The organism is Methylomicrobium lacus LW14 (genome assembly GCF_000527095.1).
Classification (GTDB): Bacteria; Pseudomonadota; Gammaproteobacteria; order Methylococcales; family Methylomonadaceae; genus Methylomicrobium; species Methylomicrobium lacus.
On sequence record NZ_AZUN01000001.1, the window covers coordinates 2508684 to 2526880 of the forward strand.

An 18197-nucleotide genomic window follows, 5' to 3' on the forward strand; every position below is an offset into this window, starting at 1 on the left:
CATTAGGTGCTCAGGCGGCTTATTCGGCACCGTTCAATATTCTTTGCTTGAAATCGAGCAAATATTCGTCCTCCGGCGCCGCCTTGAAAGCCTTGTCGAACAATTTTCTCGCCTCGTCTTTCCTGCCCAATGACCAGAGCACCTCGGCAAGATGCGCCGCGATCTCGTTTTCCTTCTGCTTGGCATAGGCCTGTTCAAGATATTCCAGCGCTTTCTCGGCCTTGCCCTGCTTGAACAACAGCCAACCGTAGCTATCCAGAATGACCGGCTCATCAGGCTGCAATTTCAAAGCCTGCTGCAAATAGGTCTCAGCCTCGGTCAAGCGGGTGGGAAAACCCAGCAAGGTATAGCCCAGCGCATTCAGCGCTTCCGCATTATCCGGATATTGCGCGAGGATTTTTTTCAGATCGGACTCCAGCACATCCAGCTTACCGATCCGCTCGGCGATCAAGGCGCGGGTATAGAGCAATTCCCTGCTGTCCGGCTGTTCGGCGAGCGCCGAAGTCAGCACATCATAAGCCTCTTGATAATGCTTCTGCTGATTCAACAATTCCGCCTGCATCAGGATAATGCGAGTCTTTTCCTTCGGGAAACTGTCCCGCATCGTCTGCAAGCGCGAACCCGCCTCGTCATACTGCTTGTCGCGCGCGAGCAGATTGACCGCCGCGATGTCCGCCTCGAAACTGAAAGGCTCCTCTCTGACCTGGTCATACCAATTCAGCGCCTTTTTAAGGTTATCTCGCTTTTCTTCCAGCTTGCCGAGATAAAACCGGGCCTGCTCGCGCCATTCATCCTGATCCAGCAGCTTCTTCAAAATCTCCTCGGCTTCCTTCTCCCGGTCCAGTTGCATGTGCACCAGAGCCAAGGCGAGCGAACTTTCAAAATCTTTCGGATCTTTTTCAACCAGTTTTTGATAGACCTTGCCCGCCTCATCGTAGTCGCCGGTTTTGATCAAAAGCTGCGCCAGCATTTTGCCGATCTTTTGATTGTCCGGATATTTCAGGTAGACATTACGCAAAAACCCGACCGCTTTCGGAAAATCGCCGGACATGACCGCGATTTGCGCCTGAAAGGCCAACGCCTTATCCCACTCCGGCTGAAGCTTCAACGCCTGCTCGACCTTCCTTTCGGCGAGCCCCTGATCTTTCATCTGCATCGCGATGATGGCCTGAAGATAATGAATGATCGCCTGATTCGGCTTTTGGGCCGACAAGGCCTCCAGCGCATCGTAAACGATCGGCAGCTTGCCTTCGTCTTGCAGCGCATTCGCAAGCTCCAGCACCGCACTTTCGAAGCCGGCCGGATCGCTGTCCAGCATTGCGGAAAGATGTTCCTGTGTTTTTTGCTTATCGCCATCCTTCAAGCTAGCCAAAACCGCGAGCTTTCTCGCGGTAAGATTCTGCGGCTCCTTCTTCAGCCATATCGCCAGCGACTTTTTTAATTTTTTCGCGTCCTTTAGATACATCGCAATCATCGCCGCCCTTTCGGCGGGCTTCGGGTCCTTGACCCGCTTGGCCGCTTCGATATAACCCTCATAGGCCAGCTCGTACTGACCGCGCTGGCCGGCAATCTCCGCCGACATCAGCATGAACAGCACATCCTGGTCGATTTCTGTTTTAGCTTCTGTGCGTTTGGGGAGCTCTTTTTTGATTGATGGCGCGGAAGCGGCCGGCGTCACAGACTCTTGCTGTTTTTCTGGCGAGCTGGCGCAACCATTGAGTACAATAGGGGCTAACACCGCAAACAATCTAAAAATTAACACAAAAACATCCTATAATTCGTCTGACCTAAGATTATAAGGAAAATCGGATGATTCACGCATCTAAATTTATTCCTCTCGGTTCAAGTTAAATGCGCACACCCGCCGACATAGACACTCGAATGACCGTAAAGATCAATCCGGCAGCCGCCGTTTGAAATTATCGATAACACCATGACACTTCTTGCCGTAGGACTCAATTACAATACCGCACCGCTCGCGGTCCGCGAACGCCTGGCTTTCCCTGCCGACATGCTGGAGTCAGCCTTGCAGGAACTGGGGCGCCTCAAGGAGATCAGCGAAGCGGCGATCCTGTCTACCTGTAACCGTACCGAGTTTTATTGCACGACCGATTCGGCCAATCAGCAGATTTTGATCGATTGGGTCGCCAGCAGCCGAAATCTTCAGCCCGCCGACTTCGCGCCGTATTTATACTGCCATACCGACACCGAGCTGATCCGGCACATGTTCCGCGTCGCCAGCGGCCTGGACTCGATGATCCTTGGCGAACCGCAAATTCTCGGGCAAATGAAAACGGCTTATCAGGCCGCGCTGGAAGCCGGCACGATTGGCAAACAACTCGGCAAACTGTTTCAATCGACTTTTACCGCCGCGAAAAAAGTCCGCACCGACACCGCCATCGGTTCGAGTCCGGTTTCGGTCGCCTTTGCCGCGGTGCAGATGGCGCAGCAGATTTTCGACAAACTCAGCGATCAAACCGCGCTGCTGATCGGCGCCGGCGAAACCATCGAACTGACCGCCCGCCATCTGACGCAGCAAGGTATCGGGCGCATCATCATCGCAAACCGCACCTATGATAAGGCGCATGCGTTGGCGATGCAATTCAACGGTTATGCGATCGCACTCTCGGAACTGCCGAACCATCTGGAAGAAGCCGATATCGTGATCTCCTCGACCGCGAGCCAGCTGCCGATTCTCGGCAAAGGCCGCGTCGAGAGCGCACTGAAAAAGCGCAAACACAAACCGATGTTCATGGTCGACCTGGCCGTACCGCGCGACATCGAAGCGGAAGTCGAACATCTGCGGGACGTTTACCTTTATACCGTCGACGACCTGAAAAACACGATCGACCAAAACATGAACTCGCGCCGCCAGGCAGCCGAGCAGGCCGAAGAAATCATCGACACCCAGGTCGGCCATTTTCTGGCCTGGCTGCGCGCGCAAGGCGCACAAACGACGATCCAGGATTATCGCCTGCAAGCCGAACAAATCAGAAATGAAGCTTTGCAAAAGGCGCTCGCCATGTTAAAAAATGGCACGCCGCCGGAGGATGCATTGAACCGGCTGGCCCATAGCTTGACTAACAAGCTGATTCATACTCCGAGCGCACAAATCAGAGCCGCCGCCGAAAACGAAAGACACGACCTGGTCGCCGCGGCCCGCGAAATTCTGAAATTACAACATACTCAATGAAAGACTCCATCAAACTTAAGCTGGAAAATCTAAGCGAACGTTACGAAGAAATCGCCGCCTTACTCTCCCAACCCGACGTTCAAAACAATCAGAAGCAGCAGCGCTCGTTGAGCCAGGAATACGCGCAAATCGGCCCGTTGGTCGATTGCTTCCACCGCTATGAACAGGCTCAGGCGCAGCGCCAGGCCGCCCAGGAAATGGCCAATGACAGCGACCCCGAATTACGCGAACTGGCCCGTGAAGAATACCGTGACGCCGATACGCTGATCGACTCCCTGGATCACGAACTGCAACTCCTGTTGCTGCCGAAGGACCCGAACGACAACCGCAATATCTTTTTAGAAATTCGCGCCGGCACCGGCGGCGATGAAGCGGCGATCTTTTCCGGCGACCTGTCCCGGATGTATCAGCGCTACGCCGAGCGCAGAGGCTGGCAAACCGAAGTGATCAGCGAAAACGCCGGCGAGCACGGCGGTTACAAGGAAATCATCCTGCGCGTATCCGGCCGCGATGTGTATTCGCAATTGAAGTTCGAATCCGGCACGCATCGGGTGCAGCGCGTTCCCGAAACCGAATCGCAAGGCCGCATCCATACCTCGGCCTGCACGGTCGCGATCATGCCCGAAATCGATGAAGTCGATGCGATCGACATCAATCCGGCCGACCTTAGGGTCGATACCTACCGCTCCTCGGGCGCCGGCGGCCAGCACGTGAACAAGACCGAATCGGCAATCCGGATTACCCATATCCCGACCGGCGTCGTGGTCGAGTGCCAGGACGAACGCTCGCAGCACAAGAACCGCGCCCGCGCGATGTCGCTCCTGCAATCAAGGCTGCTCGCCGCGGAACAGGAAAAGCAAAGTTCCGAACAGGCCAAAGCCCGCAAATTGCAGGTCGGCTCCGGCGACCGTTCCGAGCGCATCCGCACCTACAACTATCCGCAAGGCCGCCTGACCGACCACCGGATCAACCTGACCCTGTATAAACTCGAAGACATCATGGAAGGCGGCCTGGAACAAGTCGTCGGGCCGTTGATCAACGAGCATCAGGCGGAACTCTTGACCCAGCTCGGCGAAGACTAAGCCTGATGACCACGATAGCGACGCTGCTCAGGGAGGCCGTCTCGATGCTTTCCGACAGCTCCGACTCGGCCGCGCTCGATGCCGAAATCCTGCTCTGTCTGGCGCTCGACAAGCCGCGCTCGCATCTGCGCGCCTGGCCGGAGCGGAAACCCGAGGCGGACCGGATCAAACATTTTCAGACTCTGCTGCAACAGCGCCGGCAAGGCGCGCCGGTCGCCTATCTGACCGGCCGCCGCGAATTCTGGTCGCGCGATTTCCGGGTCACGCCCGACGTGCTGATTCCGCGCCCCGAAACCGAACTGTTGATCGAAATCAGCCTGACCCTGCTGCCGCAAGACCAACCGGCGAAAATCATCGATCTCGGCACCGGCTCCGGCATCATCGCGATCACCCTGGCCAAGGAATTGCCGCAAGCCGAAGTGACCGCGGCCGATTTGAGCCTGGCCGCGCTGGAGATCGCCAAACACAATGCCGCCGCGCACGCCGCCGAGCATATTCGCTTCCTGCACAGCAACTGGTTTGCCTCGGCGCCGAAGGAAAAATTCGACCTGGTGATCAGCAACCCGCCTTACATCGCCGAAAACGACGACCACCTCGGCCGCGGCGATGTGCGCTTCGAACCCCGGACCGCGCTGACCGCGCCGCAGCAGGGGCTTGCCGACATTCAAACGATCGCCGGCGATGCCCGTGATTACCTGAAAACCGGCGGCCATCTGTTGATCGAGCACGGCTACGACCAGGAACAGGCCGTGCAATCGATTTTCCGCGAGTTGGGTTATGATAGCGTGCAAACCTATAAAGATTTGTCCGGACAGCCGCGGGCAACGTATGGAAGAAATACAGAGAATCGAAAGACTCAAGGCTGAAGACTTTATCTGAAGCCCTGTTGATTTCGCCTTTCCCTTTTAGCCTGAAGCCGCCATGTTCGAACAAAAAGAAATCCATATCCCTCGCAGACTCGCCCAGCAACTACTGCACCACGCGCAAATCTCCCCCGATGCCGAAGTTTGCGGGCTGGTCGGCGGCAAAGACGGCATCCCGTTGTCCTGCTATCCGGTCTCTAATGTTTCCGAACACCCCGACCGCCTCTTTCTGCTCGACGCCAAGCAGCAAATCGCCGCGATGGCCGCGATGCGCGACCAGGGCGAGCAGTTGTTCGCGATCTACCATTCCCATCCGACCGCTCCCGCGCTTCCCTCGCAGACCGACCTCGAACAGTCCGCTTACCCCGAAGCCTTGTATCTGATCATTTCGTTGAATACCAAAGGCATACTCGAAATGCGCGGCTTTAAAATCACCGCCGGCAAAGCGACAGAAATCGCCTTGGTATTAAGCGAAAACTAAAGCATATCCCCAAGTAAACGCAAGCTTTATTCTTCACCCTGTTGATAATGAAGGGTTAACGCTTGCTTCCAGTGATGAGGCGATTATCGGATCATCCATGAAAGCACGCCGCAGAACGAATGGCTGCCCCCTCCAGCTTTTCCCTTTCCTCTACCACTCCCGGTCTTCCGCTTCCTCCTATTACCATTTCCTTGTGTTCGTCCGGATACTGGACGAAGGGAAACCTAATCAATCATTAAGACTTAATTGAAAAATTTGCTCACTGCATAGTCCGTCAATTAGTAATAATGTGACAGGCATCACAGAACTTAGACGTCATTCCTAATAAGCCGCAATTTAAGCTTTTGTTAACCTTCAATGTACTAGACTTCAAGAACTCAAAAAGTCTGACAATAACACTACGAAATCATTTATTTTGCATGGGTTTGCACATGTAAGTTACGACATTTTCTAACTGTTTTCCCACTCTAGCAGCAAATTCATGAGTCCATTAAAAAATCAACAAAAAAGCGAATTATGAAAAGAACATTGATCAAGCGCACACTTGCAAAGGCGGTCAACCGGGGCGTCATCGCCTGCGCGTTGGGTTTTGCCGGAGCCTACTCACCGACGGCTTTGGCCAGCGCGGAAATGTTGACCGACGATAGTTATGCGTCTTCAAAAGCACCGACCAAAGTCTACGGGAAAGGAAGCGACATCTTCGTCACGCCATTCCAAACGGGTTATATCAACTTTGCCTTGAATACACCTGAAAACTATTCGGGCGCCAATGTCGCCAAGGCGATGGTCAGACTGTTCGTCGGCACCATGAAAGCCGGAGGGAATATAGCCATCAGCCAGGTTACCGGCAATTGGTCGGAAGGATCGCTTTCCGGAGCCAACTTGCCCACCGTATCCACGGCTGTGACCAATGTCCCCATTGGCATGGACCGAAAGCTGCGCTGGATCGAAATCGATGTCACCGAATTAGTGCAAGAATGGATCGATGCACACCCGGACAATCGCAATTTCGGATTGGCGCTGAAAAGCGACGGCGGCTTGAACTTTAGGGTCAACAGTAAGGAAAACGGCAAAAATAGCCATGAACCCACCCTCAATATCGTTTGGGATAATGCCGGACCTGCCGGCCTGCAAGGCGCGCCGGGCCCTACAGGCGCCTCAGGTCCCGTTGGACCGACCGGAAACCCAGGAGATAAGGGCGATAAAGGCGACATTGGACTCAAAGGTGACGCCGGTCCGGCCGGTCCTCAAGGGGCTATCGGGGCAACGGGGCCTGCCGGAGCTAAAGGCGATACCGGTGCGACAGGTGCTAGAGGCGATAGCGGACCGAAGGGCGACATCGGTCTTACCGGTCCTGCCGGAGCCCAAGGCCCTCAGGGCCCAAGCGGCGTGGTCACCACATCCAATTTGAACGGCCTCATTGAAAGTATCCCCGCAAGCGAACCCGTGTTTACCTTCCATGGCCCCACCTCCGAAGTCATGATTACCGATACCCAACGCATCACGGTAACTATGTCGGCGACTTTAAAAACCAAAGTATTAAATAATTATGCGGATTTTCGCGCGAATATCTGCTATCACATGCAACCCTCGGGCACAGTCACGCCATTTCTCGCCAACGGTTTTCAACTGCTAACCGCCTCCCCGGGGGGGATTTCCTTTTCTCTTGCGCAAAGCATCTTACCTAGGATAGGCGGCATCTACAAAGTCGGACTGTGCACCCAAAATATCAGCGCGATCCCTATCGACGCCAATGACAACCTGCAAGGATGGGTGATGGTGACCAATTGATTGGTTCGCCGTCCGAAACCGGTTAACCGGCTTCGGACGGCTATGTTCAAGCATACGACTATAGACTTTTACAAGATATGCAAACACTCACAACACCGCAAGCCATTCTGATCGGATCGGCCATGATCAGCATCGGCGCTTTTTTCGGCCTCAAAAATTCCGCCTCCTTGGTCGCGCCGACGGCAAACTCCGCTCCGCAAACTCCGACGCCGAGTGTACCAGCCCCCAGCCAGGATCAACTCCTAGAACAAGTCAGGCAAGCTTTGGCAAAGTCCAAACCCGCCTTGCTGAAAGCCTGCCCGACAGAATCCGGCAAGACGCCCGATCATTTCCAGATCGATTTCACCTTCAACGCCGAAGGTCGGCAAATTGCCCGCGGATTCTCCGAAGACCGGAACAATGTACACCCCGGATTGGGCACCTGTTTATCGGGCGCGTTTCGAGCCATAACCATCCCCCCACCCGGCAACACGGTCAGAGTGGATGCGGAGTTTTCTTTTCCTTAATCAGAATAAGCTAGAGGCTCTCGGTTAGTAGGCCAACAGGGAAGCCTTGCAGGACAGCTTTTTTGACTTCGAGTTTTGAACGAGACCCGTCACTAGCACCGGCCCGCCAATCGAGGTATGAGTTGTGGTCGTAAACAGTTCGGAGTTAAATCTTACCCGCGGCGCCGTGTCGGCCACGTTCACGTCGGGCACGATCAAGGTCAGCGTCTCGGTAGAGAGATCCGGCGTCAGTTCGGTTACGATGCTGACCAGCTTGCCGAGGACGGTGTCCTGAATGCTGATTTGCTCCCCGCTCTGCGAAAGACTTCCCGCCGGAGTGGTTAGCGTCAGGATCGGCTCGCCGGTAAAGCTCGTCGTCGCATAAGAGACGCTTATCCCTGCCCCCCTGCATTCGTATGAGTTTGCCGGAACCGCTTCCGCATAGGCGCTTATAGACATAAGACTCAGCACGGCAATCAGTTTTACTCGCATCAGTATTTTCCTCAAGAACATATTTTCATTTCAAAACAGAATCTGATGCCCTACACAGGAAGGCATCGGTTGAGTAAGGCAGAAAAAGCCCCTGATGAAAGATTCTAGCAAAAATCCCTTGTGTAACACTTAATGTAAGTAAGGCCGCCATAACACGCGGGTCATGTTAACTTCCCTTATTGCTGCGCCAGATCGAAAACAGCAGCCAGACGCCGCCCAAAGAGGCGAAGACATAGCCGAAGAAGCCGAAAACCGGCAAACCGAAGATCTGGTTTTCCTCCTTGACGGTCATGATGATCGAGGTGCCGATGATCAGCGCGGCGGTCACGATTCCCATCGTCAGCCGGCTGATCGCGATATCGATCTTATCGACATAACGGCCGATGCCTTTAACGTTGATATCGACCTGAATCGCGCCTTTGCGGGAGGCTCTGAGCAGATGATGCAATTCTTTCGGGAAAGCGGAAATCAAATCGACGACGCCGACCAGATTGCGCCAGCCGCGTTTGGCGATCATGTCCGGACGGTAGCGGTCGGCCATCAACTTCTGCAGATAAGGCGCCGCGAAAACCAGCGTATTGAAGTCCGGATCGAGGTGCCGGCCGAAACCGTCCAGCGTGACATAGGCCTTGATCAATAGCGCCAGATCGGGCGGCAGACTCAAATCATGATCCCTGAGGATCGCCAACAGGTCGCCCAGCATCAGTTGCAGATTTAAATCCTTCAACGACTGCGCGCTGTATTGATCGACAAAGGCGTCGATCTCGACAGCCAGCGCCTGTTCGTCGGTCTGTATCACATCGGACCAGTCCTCGAGGATTTCGACGACCTTGATCGGCATCCGGTTGACCATGCCGTACAACAGGCTGATCACCTGCTCGCGGCGCTCCTCGGTCAGCCGTCCCATCATGCCGAAATCGATGAAGGCAAGCCGATTGTCGGGCAGATAGAACACATTGCCCGGATGCGGATCGGCGTGAAAGAAGCCGTCTTCCATGATCATCTGCAAAATCGCCTTGGCGCCGCGTTCGGCCAGCAGCTTATGGTTCAAATCGGCCTTGACCAGCGCGGCCAGGTCCCGCCCCGGAATGCCCTGGATATACTCCTGCACATTCAGGCGCTCGCCGGTAAATTCCCAATACACGCGCGGAATATGAATGTCGGCGTCTGCCGTCAAATTGCCCGCCACCCGTTCGGCATTGCGGCCTTCCGCGGCAAAGTCGAGTTCCGCCCTTAACGATTGCGAGAATTGCCGGAAGACTTCGCGTGGATGATAGCGGCGCAACTCCGGCACATCGGACTCGATCACATCGACCAGTCGGCTTAACAGGCGCAAGTCCGCCTCGATGATCTTACGGATACCGGGACGGCGAATCTTCAGGATCACCGCGGCACCGTCCTTCAGCACCGCTTTATGCACCTGCGCCAAGGATGCCGCGGCCAGCGGTACGCGGTCGATTTCGAGAAAGACTTCGTCAATATCGCCGCCGATGTCTTCCTGCAATTGCGGAATCAGGTCCTCGAACGGCATCGAAGGGGCTTCGTCGAGCAGCTTTTCAAATTCCGCAATATAGGCCGGTGGAAATAAATCCATCCGGGTCGCAAGGATTTGCCCCATCTTGATGAACGTCGGCCCCAGATCTTCCAGGACGCGCCGCACCCGCTGCGGCGTATCGAGGGTCGAAAACTCCTCGACGCTCTGCCAGTGCAGCGTTCTCCCGAGACGCTCCAGCGCGCGCCCGACGCCGAGCGCGTGCACGATGCCACCGAAACCGTAACGGATCAACACCGTCGCGACATCCTGGGCCCGGCTTAAGTCCTTGGCCGCATTGATCAGTTCCCATAACATGATGTGTGCTTTACTCGCTATTTGCGTGACTTTTCAGGATGGAGGCTCTCGGCTATCCCCGCCAAAAACCCGCCGGCTATTTTCGCCAGCGCCGATGTCGTAACTACCGCGCCGGTCACCACCGCATGTTGACCGGAAATCCTGAGGTTATCGAGTCCTTCCAGAATGAGCCGGCTTTGCCTGCCGACCTCCGTGCCGTTCGCCCGCGCATGGGCGAGAAAATCTTTGGCTATTTTCGAAGCGGTCTCATTGCCGTGCCGGCCGACCGTTTCTATCGTATCGAGAAACATGCCCTCCAGGCTTTTCAAGTCTTCGGCCGCGCGCTTGAAGTCGTGGCTCGAAAATTCATCCACATTCGAGGCCGCCTCCTCGATCGCCAGCTTGGAAGCTTCGGCGGTTTTGGTCAGGGCGTCGTCCAAGGCCTCGGTCGATTGTTTGAAGGCGTGTTTGGCCGGGTCATACTGATGGCTCAAGCCGTCGCTCATGCCCTTCAGCACCGCGTCCGTCACTTCCTTGATGTTGTCGATATCCAGCGTCCGCTCGGTCAAGGCCGTCAGCGTAATGCTTCTGACCCGCTCATAAATGTCGACACCGGACTCGACCGTCTCGCGGACGTCTTTTTCTATCTGCTGCTTCGTATCGTTCATGGCGTTTCTCTCTGCTAATCGAAAAATGAAAAATCATGGCTCTTGTTAGAAATGGCCGTATCAGCAAGGTTCCGCGGCGAAGATTGGCGTTAAACTCTGACGCCCGGCGCCCGGCTATGGCTATCGAGCAGATTCAGATAATTGGAGCGCTCGAAAACGCCAGGATTCGCGCAGCGCTGCTTGCTCAATTGCCCTTTCACTTCATGCAGCGAGGCAACCTCACTGCGTTCCAGCCAGTCCAGCATGCCGTGTTTGATCGTGCCGAGATAAGCCGGCCCGCGTTCGAGCAGCACCGAACAGAGCTGCGTCACGTCTGCGCCGGCCAGGATCAACTTCAGCGCATCTTCGGCCGAGCGCACACCGCTGGTCGTCGCGAGCGACAGCTTGACCTTGCCATACAACAGCGCGACCCAACGCAACGACAATTGGCTGTCGGCCGAACGCGACCATTGCAACTCGGAAGTCACCTGCAAGTTGTCCAGATCGATATCGGGCTGATAGAATCGGTTGAACAACACGACGCCGTCGGCGCCGCCCTGTTCGAGCCGCTTCACGAAATGCGCAAGTCCTGTGAAATACGGCGACAGTTTCATCGCGATCGGGATAGTTACCTGACTCCGCAGTTCGCCGAGCAGTTCCAGATAACGCGCCTCGATGTCGGCGCCGGATTCGTCGATATCGGCACTGAGGTAATACACATTCAATTCGAGCGCATCGGCGCCGGCCTCCTGCAAGGCTTTGCCGTGTGCAACCCAGCCGTCCAGCGACACGCCGTTCAGGCTCGCGATCACCGGGATTTTCAGCGACCGTTTGAGACTCGCCAGTTGTTCCAGATACTGATCCAGACCATGCCGATAGCCGCTGCCTTCAGGCAGAAAACTGTCGGCCTCGGGATGACCGATGCCCTGATTGATCAAAAACCTAGCCGCCGTTTCTTCCTGATGCCGCAGATCTTCCTCGAACAGCGAATACATCACGACCGCGCCGGCGCCGGCGTCTTCGAGCCGCAAGGCCGAATCGAGACTGCGCGACAGGGGCGAAGCCGAGGCGACCAGGGGGCTGGTCAGTTTCAGGCCCAGATAGTCGGTGCTTAAATCGATGCCGCTCATGCTTTTTCTCCTGGGTTTGCGGGCTTGCCGGCCGCATTACTTGGCGCACCTTCCGTCTTCGTGAAAACCTTATCCGCGAGTTCGCGGTAATGGCGGTAGCGCGCGTTCACGTCCTGCTGCGATTGCTGCAAGAATCGTTCCGAATCTTCCGGATGGGTCCGACTGAGCAGGCTGAAGCGAGCCTCGGTCAGCGCATAATCGCGGAACGGCAGCGACGGTTTCTGGCTGTCGAGCTGCAACGGATTATTGCCTTCCCGCTCCCGGCGCGGATCGTAGCGGAGCAGCGGCCAATGCCCGCTGCGCACCGCCATGTCCTGCTGGCGGAGATTGTTCGACAAATCGACGCCGTGCGCGATGCAGGGACTGTAGGCGATGATCAGCGAGGTGCCAGGGTAGGATTCGGCCTCCAGGAACGCGCGCAGGGTTTGCGTGTCTTTCGCGCCATAGGCGACCTGCGCGACATAGACCTGTTCATAATCGATCGCCAGCCGCGCCAGGTCCTTCTTCGGAGTCGATTTGCCGCCGGCCGCGAACTTCGCGATCGCGCCGCGCGGCGTCGCTTTCGACATCTGGCCGCCGGTATTCGAATACACCTCGGTATCGAGCAGCAGGATGTTCACGTCGCGCCCGGACGCCAGCACATGATCAAGGCCGCCGTAGCCGATGTCGTAGCCCCAACCGTCGCCACCGATGATCCAGACGCTGCGTTTAATCAGCGTATCGGCGACGCCGAGCAGACGCGCCGAAGCCTCGTTGTTTAGAGCTTTCAAGCGTTCCTTCAATACTGCGACCCGCGCGCGCTGTTCGTAAATCCCCGCCTCGCCGCTCTGATCGGCGTTCAAGATCGCGTCGGTCAGCTCCGCGCCGATCTCGCCCCGGAAACCTACCAGCAACTCCTCCGCATATTCCTTCTGCTTGTCGATCGCGATCCGCATGCCGAGACCGAATTCGGCATTGTCCTCGAACAGAGAATTCGCCCAGGCCGGCCCCCTGCCCTCGCTATTCCGGCTCCACGGCGTGGTCGGGAGGTTCCCTCCGTAAATCGACGAACAGCCGGTCGCGTTCGCGACCACCATCCTATCGCCGAACAATTGCGTCGCAAGCCTGATGTAAGGCGTTTCGCCGCAACCGGCGCAGGCGCTCGGAAACTCGAACAGAGGACGCAGATGCATCGCCTCCGGAATCTTGTTGTGATGCAGCGCACCGCGCTCGAAATCCCGGATGCTCTCGAAAAACCGCCAGTTGACGCTTTCCTGTTCGCGCAGCGGCGGCTGCGGGGCCATGTTGACCGCCTTGCGCTCCGGCTTCAAAGGATCGCGGATCGGACAGACGTCCACGCACAGGCTGCAACCGGTGCAATCCTCCGGCGAGACCTGATAGCTGATCAACAGATTCTCGAACGCTTTGCTCTTGACCGGCACCCATTTGAACGTCTGAGGTGCGTCTTTGACCTGTTCCGGTGCAAAAACCTTGCTGCGGATCACGCTGTGCGGGCAGACGAACACGCATTTACCGCACTGCGTGCAGAGGTCGCTTTCCCAGACCGGAATTTCGAGCGCCAGATTGCGTTTGTCCCAAACCGAGGTCGCGGTCGGAAAGGTACCGTCGGCCGTTAAAAAGCTGACCGGCACCGCATCGCCCCGGCCGGCGATGATTTCGCCGGTCACATTTTTGATGAACTCCGGCGCATCAGCCGGCACCGGCGACGGGATTTCGCTTTGGCTGGAGGCCTCGGCAGGCACCACGACGCGATGCAGATTCGCCAGCGCCGCATCGATCGCGTTCAGGTTCGCATCGAGTATGCGCTGACCCGCTTTTTGATAGGTTTTCTGCACGGCCGCCTTGATCGCGGCGATCGCCTCATCCTTCGGAATGATCTCGACCAATGCGAAGAAACAGGCCTGCATGACCGTATTGATCAGGCGTCCAAGACCCGAGGCCTCTGCGATCGCATAGGCGTCGATCGTGTAAAACGCGATTTGCTTCTCGATTATCGCGGCCTGCATCGAGCGCGGCAGCGACGACCAGACCTGATCGGCCGGCAGCGACGAATTGAGCAGAAACACAGAACCCTGCGCAGCCTTGTCGAGCATCCGGTAACGCTCCAGGAACACCGGCTGATGGCAGGCGATAAACCCGGCCTCGCCGTTGCCGATCAAGTAGGTCGAACGGATTTTTTGTTTGCCGAAGCGCAGATGCGAAACGGTCACCGCGCCGGATTTCCGCGAATCGTAGACGAAATAGCCCTGCGCATAGTCCTGCGTCTTGTCGCCGATGATCTTGATCGAATTCTTGTTCGCGCTGACCGTGCCGTCGCTGCCGAGGCCGTAAAACAACGCGTTGACCGCCTGTTTCGAGGCATCGGTGCGAAAGCCCGCATCCCAGTGCAAGCTGGTATGGCCGACATCGTCATCGATGCCGATCGTAAACTGATTTTTCGGTTGCGGCTTGTCCAGTTCGTCGAAAACGGCCTTGACCATACCCGGCGTGAATTCTTTCGACGACAGCCCATACCTTCCGCCGATCACCTTCGGCAACGCGGCAAACCGTGGCTCGGCGCTCATCGCGTCTTGCGCGAGCGCGGCCAACACATCCTTATACAAGGGTTCGCCGTCCGCGCCGGCTTCCTTGGTGCGGTCCAGGACCGCGATGCGGCGCAGCGTCTTCGGCAACGCCGTGAGCAAGTCCTGGGGTGAGAAAGGCCGGAACAACCGCACCTTCAGCAAGCCGACTTTTTCGCCGCGCGCGGCCAGATGCTCGACCGTTTCCTCGACCGTCTCGGCGCCGGAGCCGATCAGGATGATCGCCTTTTCGGCATCGGCAGGACCAACGTAATCGAACAGGCGGTAATGGCGGCCGGTCAACTCCGCGAAGCGGTCCATCGTGTCCTGCACGATGCCGGGCATCGCCTGATAGTAAGGATTGACCGTTTCGCGCGCCTGGAAATAAATATCCGGATTCTGCGTCGAGCCGCGCAGCACCGGATGCTCCGGCGACAGTGCCCGCTGCCGGTGCGCGGCGATCAACCCATCGTCGATCAGCGCCCGCACCGTATCCTGATCGATCGGTTCGATGCTGGCGATTTCATGCGAAGTTCGGAAGCCGTCGAAAAAATGCACGATCGGAATCCGCGCGACCAGGGTGGCGGCCTGCGCGATCAGCGCAAAATCCTGCGCCTCCTGCACCGAATTGGACGCCAGAAACGCAAAACCGGTAGCCCTGGCCGCCATCACGTCGCTGTGATCGCCGAAGATCGACAGCGCCTGGCTCGCCAGCGACCTTGCCGCGACATGGAACACCGCCGGAGTCAACTCGCCCGCGATCTTGTACATGTTCGGAATCATCAGCAGCAGGCCTTGGGACGCGGTAAAGGTCGTCGCCAACGCGCCGTTCTGCAAGGCGCCGTGGACCGCGCCGGCCGCGCCCCCCTCGCTCTGCATCTCGATGATGCTCGGCGTCGTGCCCCAGAGATTCCTGCGCCGCTCGGAGGCCCATTTATCGGCCAGCTCGCCCATCGGCGACGCCGGCGTGATCGGATAAATCGCGATCACTTCACTGGTCAAATAAGCGACCGTGGCGGCCGCTTCGTTGCCGTCGATCGTGGTTTTGCTCTTTTGCATACACGTTACCTCAATAATAAGGTTGTGACTTTCAGACTCGTTCTGGGATTGTACTCTAAAACCATCCTGCCGCGCTGCCAACCCGCGTGACTGCGGCGGTTTTTCGAACCTGTGCCGAAAAATGGTAGAATCGACGATTTCTCTCCTTAGATTCCATCCGAACGCTTAATGACCACTGTCTCCAAACTGCCTGCCGAAGCCCTGAAGCTGCATATCGATCTGACCGGCGTCGGTCTTGAGGAATCGTCGATGCCGCATGCGCCGATACTCGGGCAAGCCCGCGCGCAATCCGCGCTCGAATTCGGCGTCGCGATGACCCGCCCCGGCTATAACATTTATGTGATGGGCGAGCCGGGGCTTGGCCGCCTGTCGATGATCAGCCAGCATCTGACCGCGATCGCCGAACAGCAGGAAGCATCCTCGTCCTATGCCTATGCGGACAATTTCCAGAATCCGCGCGAACCGGTCGCGATCGAATTGCCGCCCGAATACGGCGCGGTATTCAGCGCGGACATCGAGCAATTGATCGACAATCTGCTCGCGACCTTCCCGGCCGCCTTCGAAAGCCCGACCTATCAGCAAAAAAAGACCACGATCGAGCGCCAGTTCAATCAGTATTACAACAATGCGATCGACTTGGTCGATCAGAAGGCGCTGTCGCTGAGCATTGCGCTGTTCCGGGAAAGCGAGCAGATTTCGTTCGCTCCGATCCGGGACGGCAAGACGCTCGACGACGATCAGTTCACGCAATTGCCGCAGGCCGAACGCGACCTGTTTCACAAGCAGGTCGAGGAGCTTGAGGAATATTTGAGCGATGTGCTGCTCGAATTGCCGCAATGGCGAAGGGCTTTGGTCGAAAAGATCAAGCAGCTCGACAACGATACGATCAGCCAGGCGATAGAGCCGTTGTTCGCCGAACTGAACGACAAATATCTGAATATCGACGATGTGATCACTTATCTCGCCGAAATCGACAAAAATCTGCGCAGCTCGATTCCCGAGTATCTGATGCCGGGGCGGACGATCGATCCCCGCGAGTTTGCGAATCGGCGGCAGGTGCTGACCGAGCTGTATGCGCCGAACATCCTGGTCGACAACAAGCTCGAACACGGCGCGCCGGTGATCCACGAACCGCATCCGACCTATCAAAACCTGTTCGGCCGCATCGAATATGTCAGCGAACAAGGCACCCTGGTCACCAATTACCGGCGCATCTGCGCGGGCTCGTTGCACCGGGCGAACGGCGGCTATCTGGTTCTCGATGCGGAGAAAATGCTGACCTATCCGTTCGTCTGGGAAGGGCTGAAACGCGCCTTGCAGGCCGGCAAGATCGAGATCGAATCGCCTTACTCGGAAATCGGCATCAATACGATTACGCTGAAACCGGAAGTGATCCCGCTGAATGTGAAGGTGATCCTGGTCGGCTCGCGCGACATTTATTATCTGCTCGGAGAACTGGACAGCGAATTCAATGAAATGTTCAGAATCCTGGCCGATTTCGACAGCTACATAGCGCGCGACGCCGGCTCGATGCGGCAGTTCGCACAGTTGATGAACCGGCATGCGAAGGATTCCGGCGCGAAACCGTTGACCCGGACCGCGATCGAGGCGCTGATCGAACACAGTTGCCGTCTGACCGAGAATCAGCATCATTTTTCCGCGCGCCTCACCGAATCGCTCGACATCATCGGCGAGGCAAATCTGTTCAGCGCGAAGTCGAATCTTGCCCGCATCGACCGGCCGCAGATCGAACAGGCGCTGGCCGCCCGCGAATACCGCAACGGGCGAATTGCCGAAATCATGCTCGAAGAAATGCTCGACGGCACGATCCTGATCGATACCGAAGGCGAAGCGATCGGCAAGATCAACGGCCTGACCGTGCTCGAAATCGGCGGCAGCAGTTTCGGCGCGCCGGCGCGGATCACCACGACCGTTTATCCGGGCTCGCGCGGCATCGTCGATATCGAAGGCGAAGCGGAACTCGGCCTGGCGATCCACTCGAAAGGCGTGATGATCCTGACCGGCTATCTCGGCCATACGTATGCGCAGCAGTTTCCGCTCGCGATTTCGGCCAGCATCGCGATCGAGCAGTCCTACGGTGAAATCGACGGCGACAGCGCCTCGCTGGCCGAACTGTGCTGCCTGATTTCAGCGCTGACCCGCACACCGATCAAACAGTCGTTCGCGCTGACCGGCTCGATTAATCAATACGGCGAGGTACAGGCGATCGGCGGCGTGAACGAAAAAATCGAGGGTTATTTCAGACTCTGCAAGGCGCGCGGTCTGGACGGCCATCATGCGGCGATCATTCCGGCCGCCAACCAACGCAACCTGATGCTGAAGCAGGACGTGATCGATGCGGTTGCGAAGGGATTGTTTTCGATTTATGCGGTGTCGAACGTCGATCAAACGCTCGAATTACTGACCGGCCAGCTGGCCGGCACAGCCGATCCTGACGGCAACTATCCGGAGAACAGCATCAACTTCAAAGCCATTTCCAGGCTGAAGGAAATTTCGGACATGGCGAATGTGGATGAGGAAAAGGTCGAAGGCGCCTAGATCACAAAAGGGCGGCCAACGCCGCC

Annotated in this window: 13 protein-coding genes; 7 read left to right on the forward strand and 6 right to left on the reverse strand. The window is 57.0% G+C overall.

All coding sequences use genetic code 11. The features are described from left to right. Positions 1 to 19: 19 nt before the first annotated feature. Positions 20 to 1738 (reverse strand): tetratricopeptide repeat protein, encoded by a 1719-nt coding sequence (locus METLA_RS0111380; protein WP_342665872.1) that lies wholly within the window; start codon positions 1736 to 1738, stop codon positions 20 to 22. A 195-nt stretch (positions 1739 to 1933) separates the two neighbouring features. Here METLA_RS0111380 and hemA point away from each other — a divergent pair, with 195 nt between their 5' ends. The 6 genes from hemA (at position 1934) to METLA_RS0111410 (ending at position 7916) form a co-directional block, all read left to right on the forward strand. Next, the gene (gene hemA / locus METLA_RS0111385) at positions 1934 to 3193 is read left to right on the forward strand and encodes a glutamyl-tRNA reductase (protein ID WP_024298674.1); all 1260 of its coding nucleotides are present in this window, start codon (positions 1934 to 1936) and stop codon (positions 3191 to 3193) included. After that, positions 3190 to 4275 carry a peptide chain release factor 1 gene (gene prfA, locus METLA_RS0111390; protein ID WP_024298675.1) on the forward strand — a complete coding sequence of 362 codons (1086 nt, stop codon included), beginning with the start codon at positions 3190 to 3192 and terminating at the stop codon, positions 4273 to 4275. The genes hemA and prfA overlap by 4 nt, the downstream gene beginning before the upstream one ends. Positions 4276 to 4280: 5 nt before the next feature. Continuing rightward, on the forward strand, positions 4281 to 5141 hold the full coding sequence (prmC, locus tag METLA_RS0111395; RefSeq protein ID WP_024298676.1) for a peptide chain release factor N(5)-glutamine methyltransferase: 861 nt from the start codon (positions 4281 to 4283) through the stop codon (positions 5139 to 5141). A gap of 55 nt (positions 5142 to 5196) precedes the next feature. After that, complete coding sequence (locus tag METLA_RS0111400; protein WP_024298677.1) at positions 5197 to 5619, forward strand: M67 family metallopeptidase; 423 nt, start codon at positions 5197 to 5199, stop codon at positions 5617 to 5619. Between the two features lie 528 nt (positions 5620 to 6147). Next, a complete protein-coding gene (locus METLA_RS23220; protein WP_198408468.1) occupies positions 6148 to 7410 on the forward strand; it encodes a DNRLRE domain-containing protein in 1263 nt (420 codons plus the stop codon). Between the two features lie 77 nt (positions 7411 to 7487). After that, complete coding sequence (locus METLA_RS0111410; protein WP_024298679.1) at positions 7488 to 7916, forward strand: hypothetical protein; 429 nt, start codon at positions 7488 to 7490, stop codon at positions 7914 to 7916. A 24-nt stretch (positions 7917 to 7940) separates the two neighbouring features. On the opposite strand, the gene METLA_RS0111415 is transcribed toward METLA_RS0111410, so the two are convergent. From METLA_RS0111415 to nifJ, 5 genes are all read right to left on the reverse strand, one after another. Further along, positions 7941 to 8387, reverse strand: a complete 447-nt coding sequence (locus METLA_RS0111415) for a hypothetical protein (protein WP_152539422.1) — start codon at positions 8385 to 8387, stop codon at positions 7941 to 7943. Positions 8388 to 8553: 166 nt separating this feature from the next. Then, a complete protein-coding gene (locus METLA_RS0111420; RefSeq protein WP_024298681.1) occupies positions 8554 to 10236 on the reverse strand; it encodes an ABC1 kinase family protein in 1683 nt (560 codons plus the stop codon). A 17-nt stretch (positions 10237 to 10253) separates the two neighbouring features. Further along, positions 10254 to 10883, reverse strand: coding sequence for a DUF6781 family protein (locus METLA_RS0111425; RefSeq protein WP_024298682.1), 630 nt, complete (start codon positions 10881 to 10883; stop codon positions 10254 to 10256). A gap of 89 nt (positions 10884 to 10972) precedes the next feature. Next, complete coding sequence (locus METLA_RS0111430) at positions 10973 to 11992, reverse strand: dihydroorotate dehydrogenase-like protein (protein WP_029646612.1); 1020 nt, start codon at positions 11990 to 11992, stop codon at positions 10973 to 10975. Continuing rightward, positions 11989 to 15612 (reverse strand): pyruvate:ferredoxin (flavodoxin) oxidoreductase, encoded by a 3624-nt coding sequence (nifJ, locus tag METLA_RS0111435; protein ID WP_024298684.1) that lies wholly within the window; start codon positions 15610 to 15612, stop codon positions 11989 to 11991. Before nifJ ends, METLA_RS0111430 begins: the two co-directional genes overlap by 4 nt. Before the next feature lie 168 nt (positions 15613 to 15780). On the opposite strand from nifJ, the gene METLA_RS0111440 reads away from it, so the two are divergent. After that, positions 15781 to 18171: a Lon protease family protein gene (locus tag METLA_RS0111440; RefSeq protein WP_024298685.1), complete on the forward strand. Its 2391-nt coding sequence runs from the start codon at positions 15781 to 15783 to the stop codon at positions 18169 to 18171. Positions 18172 to 18197 lie beyond the last annotated feature (26 nt).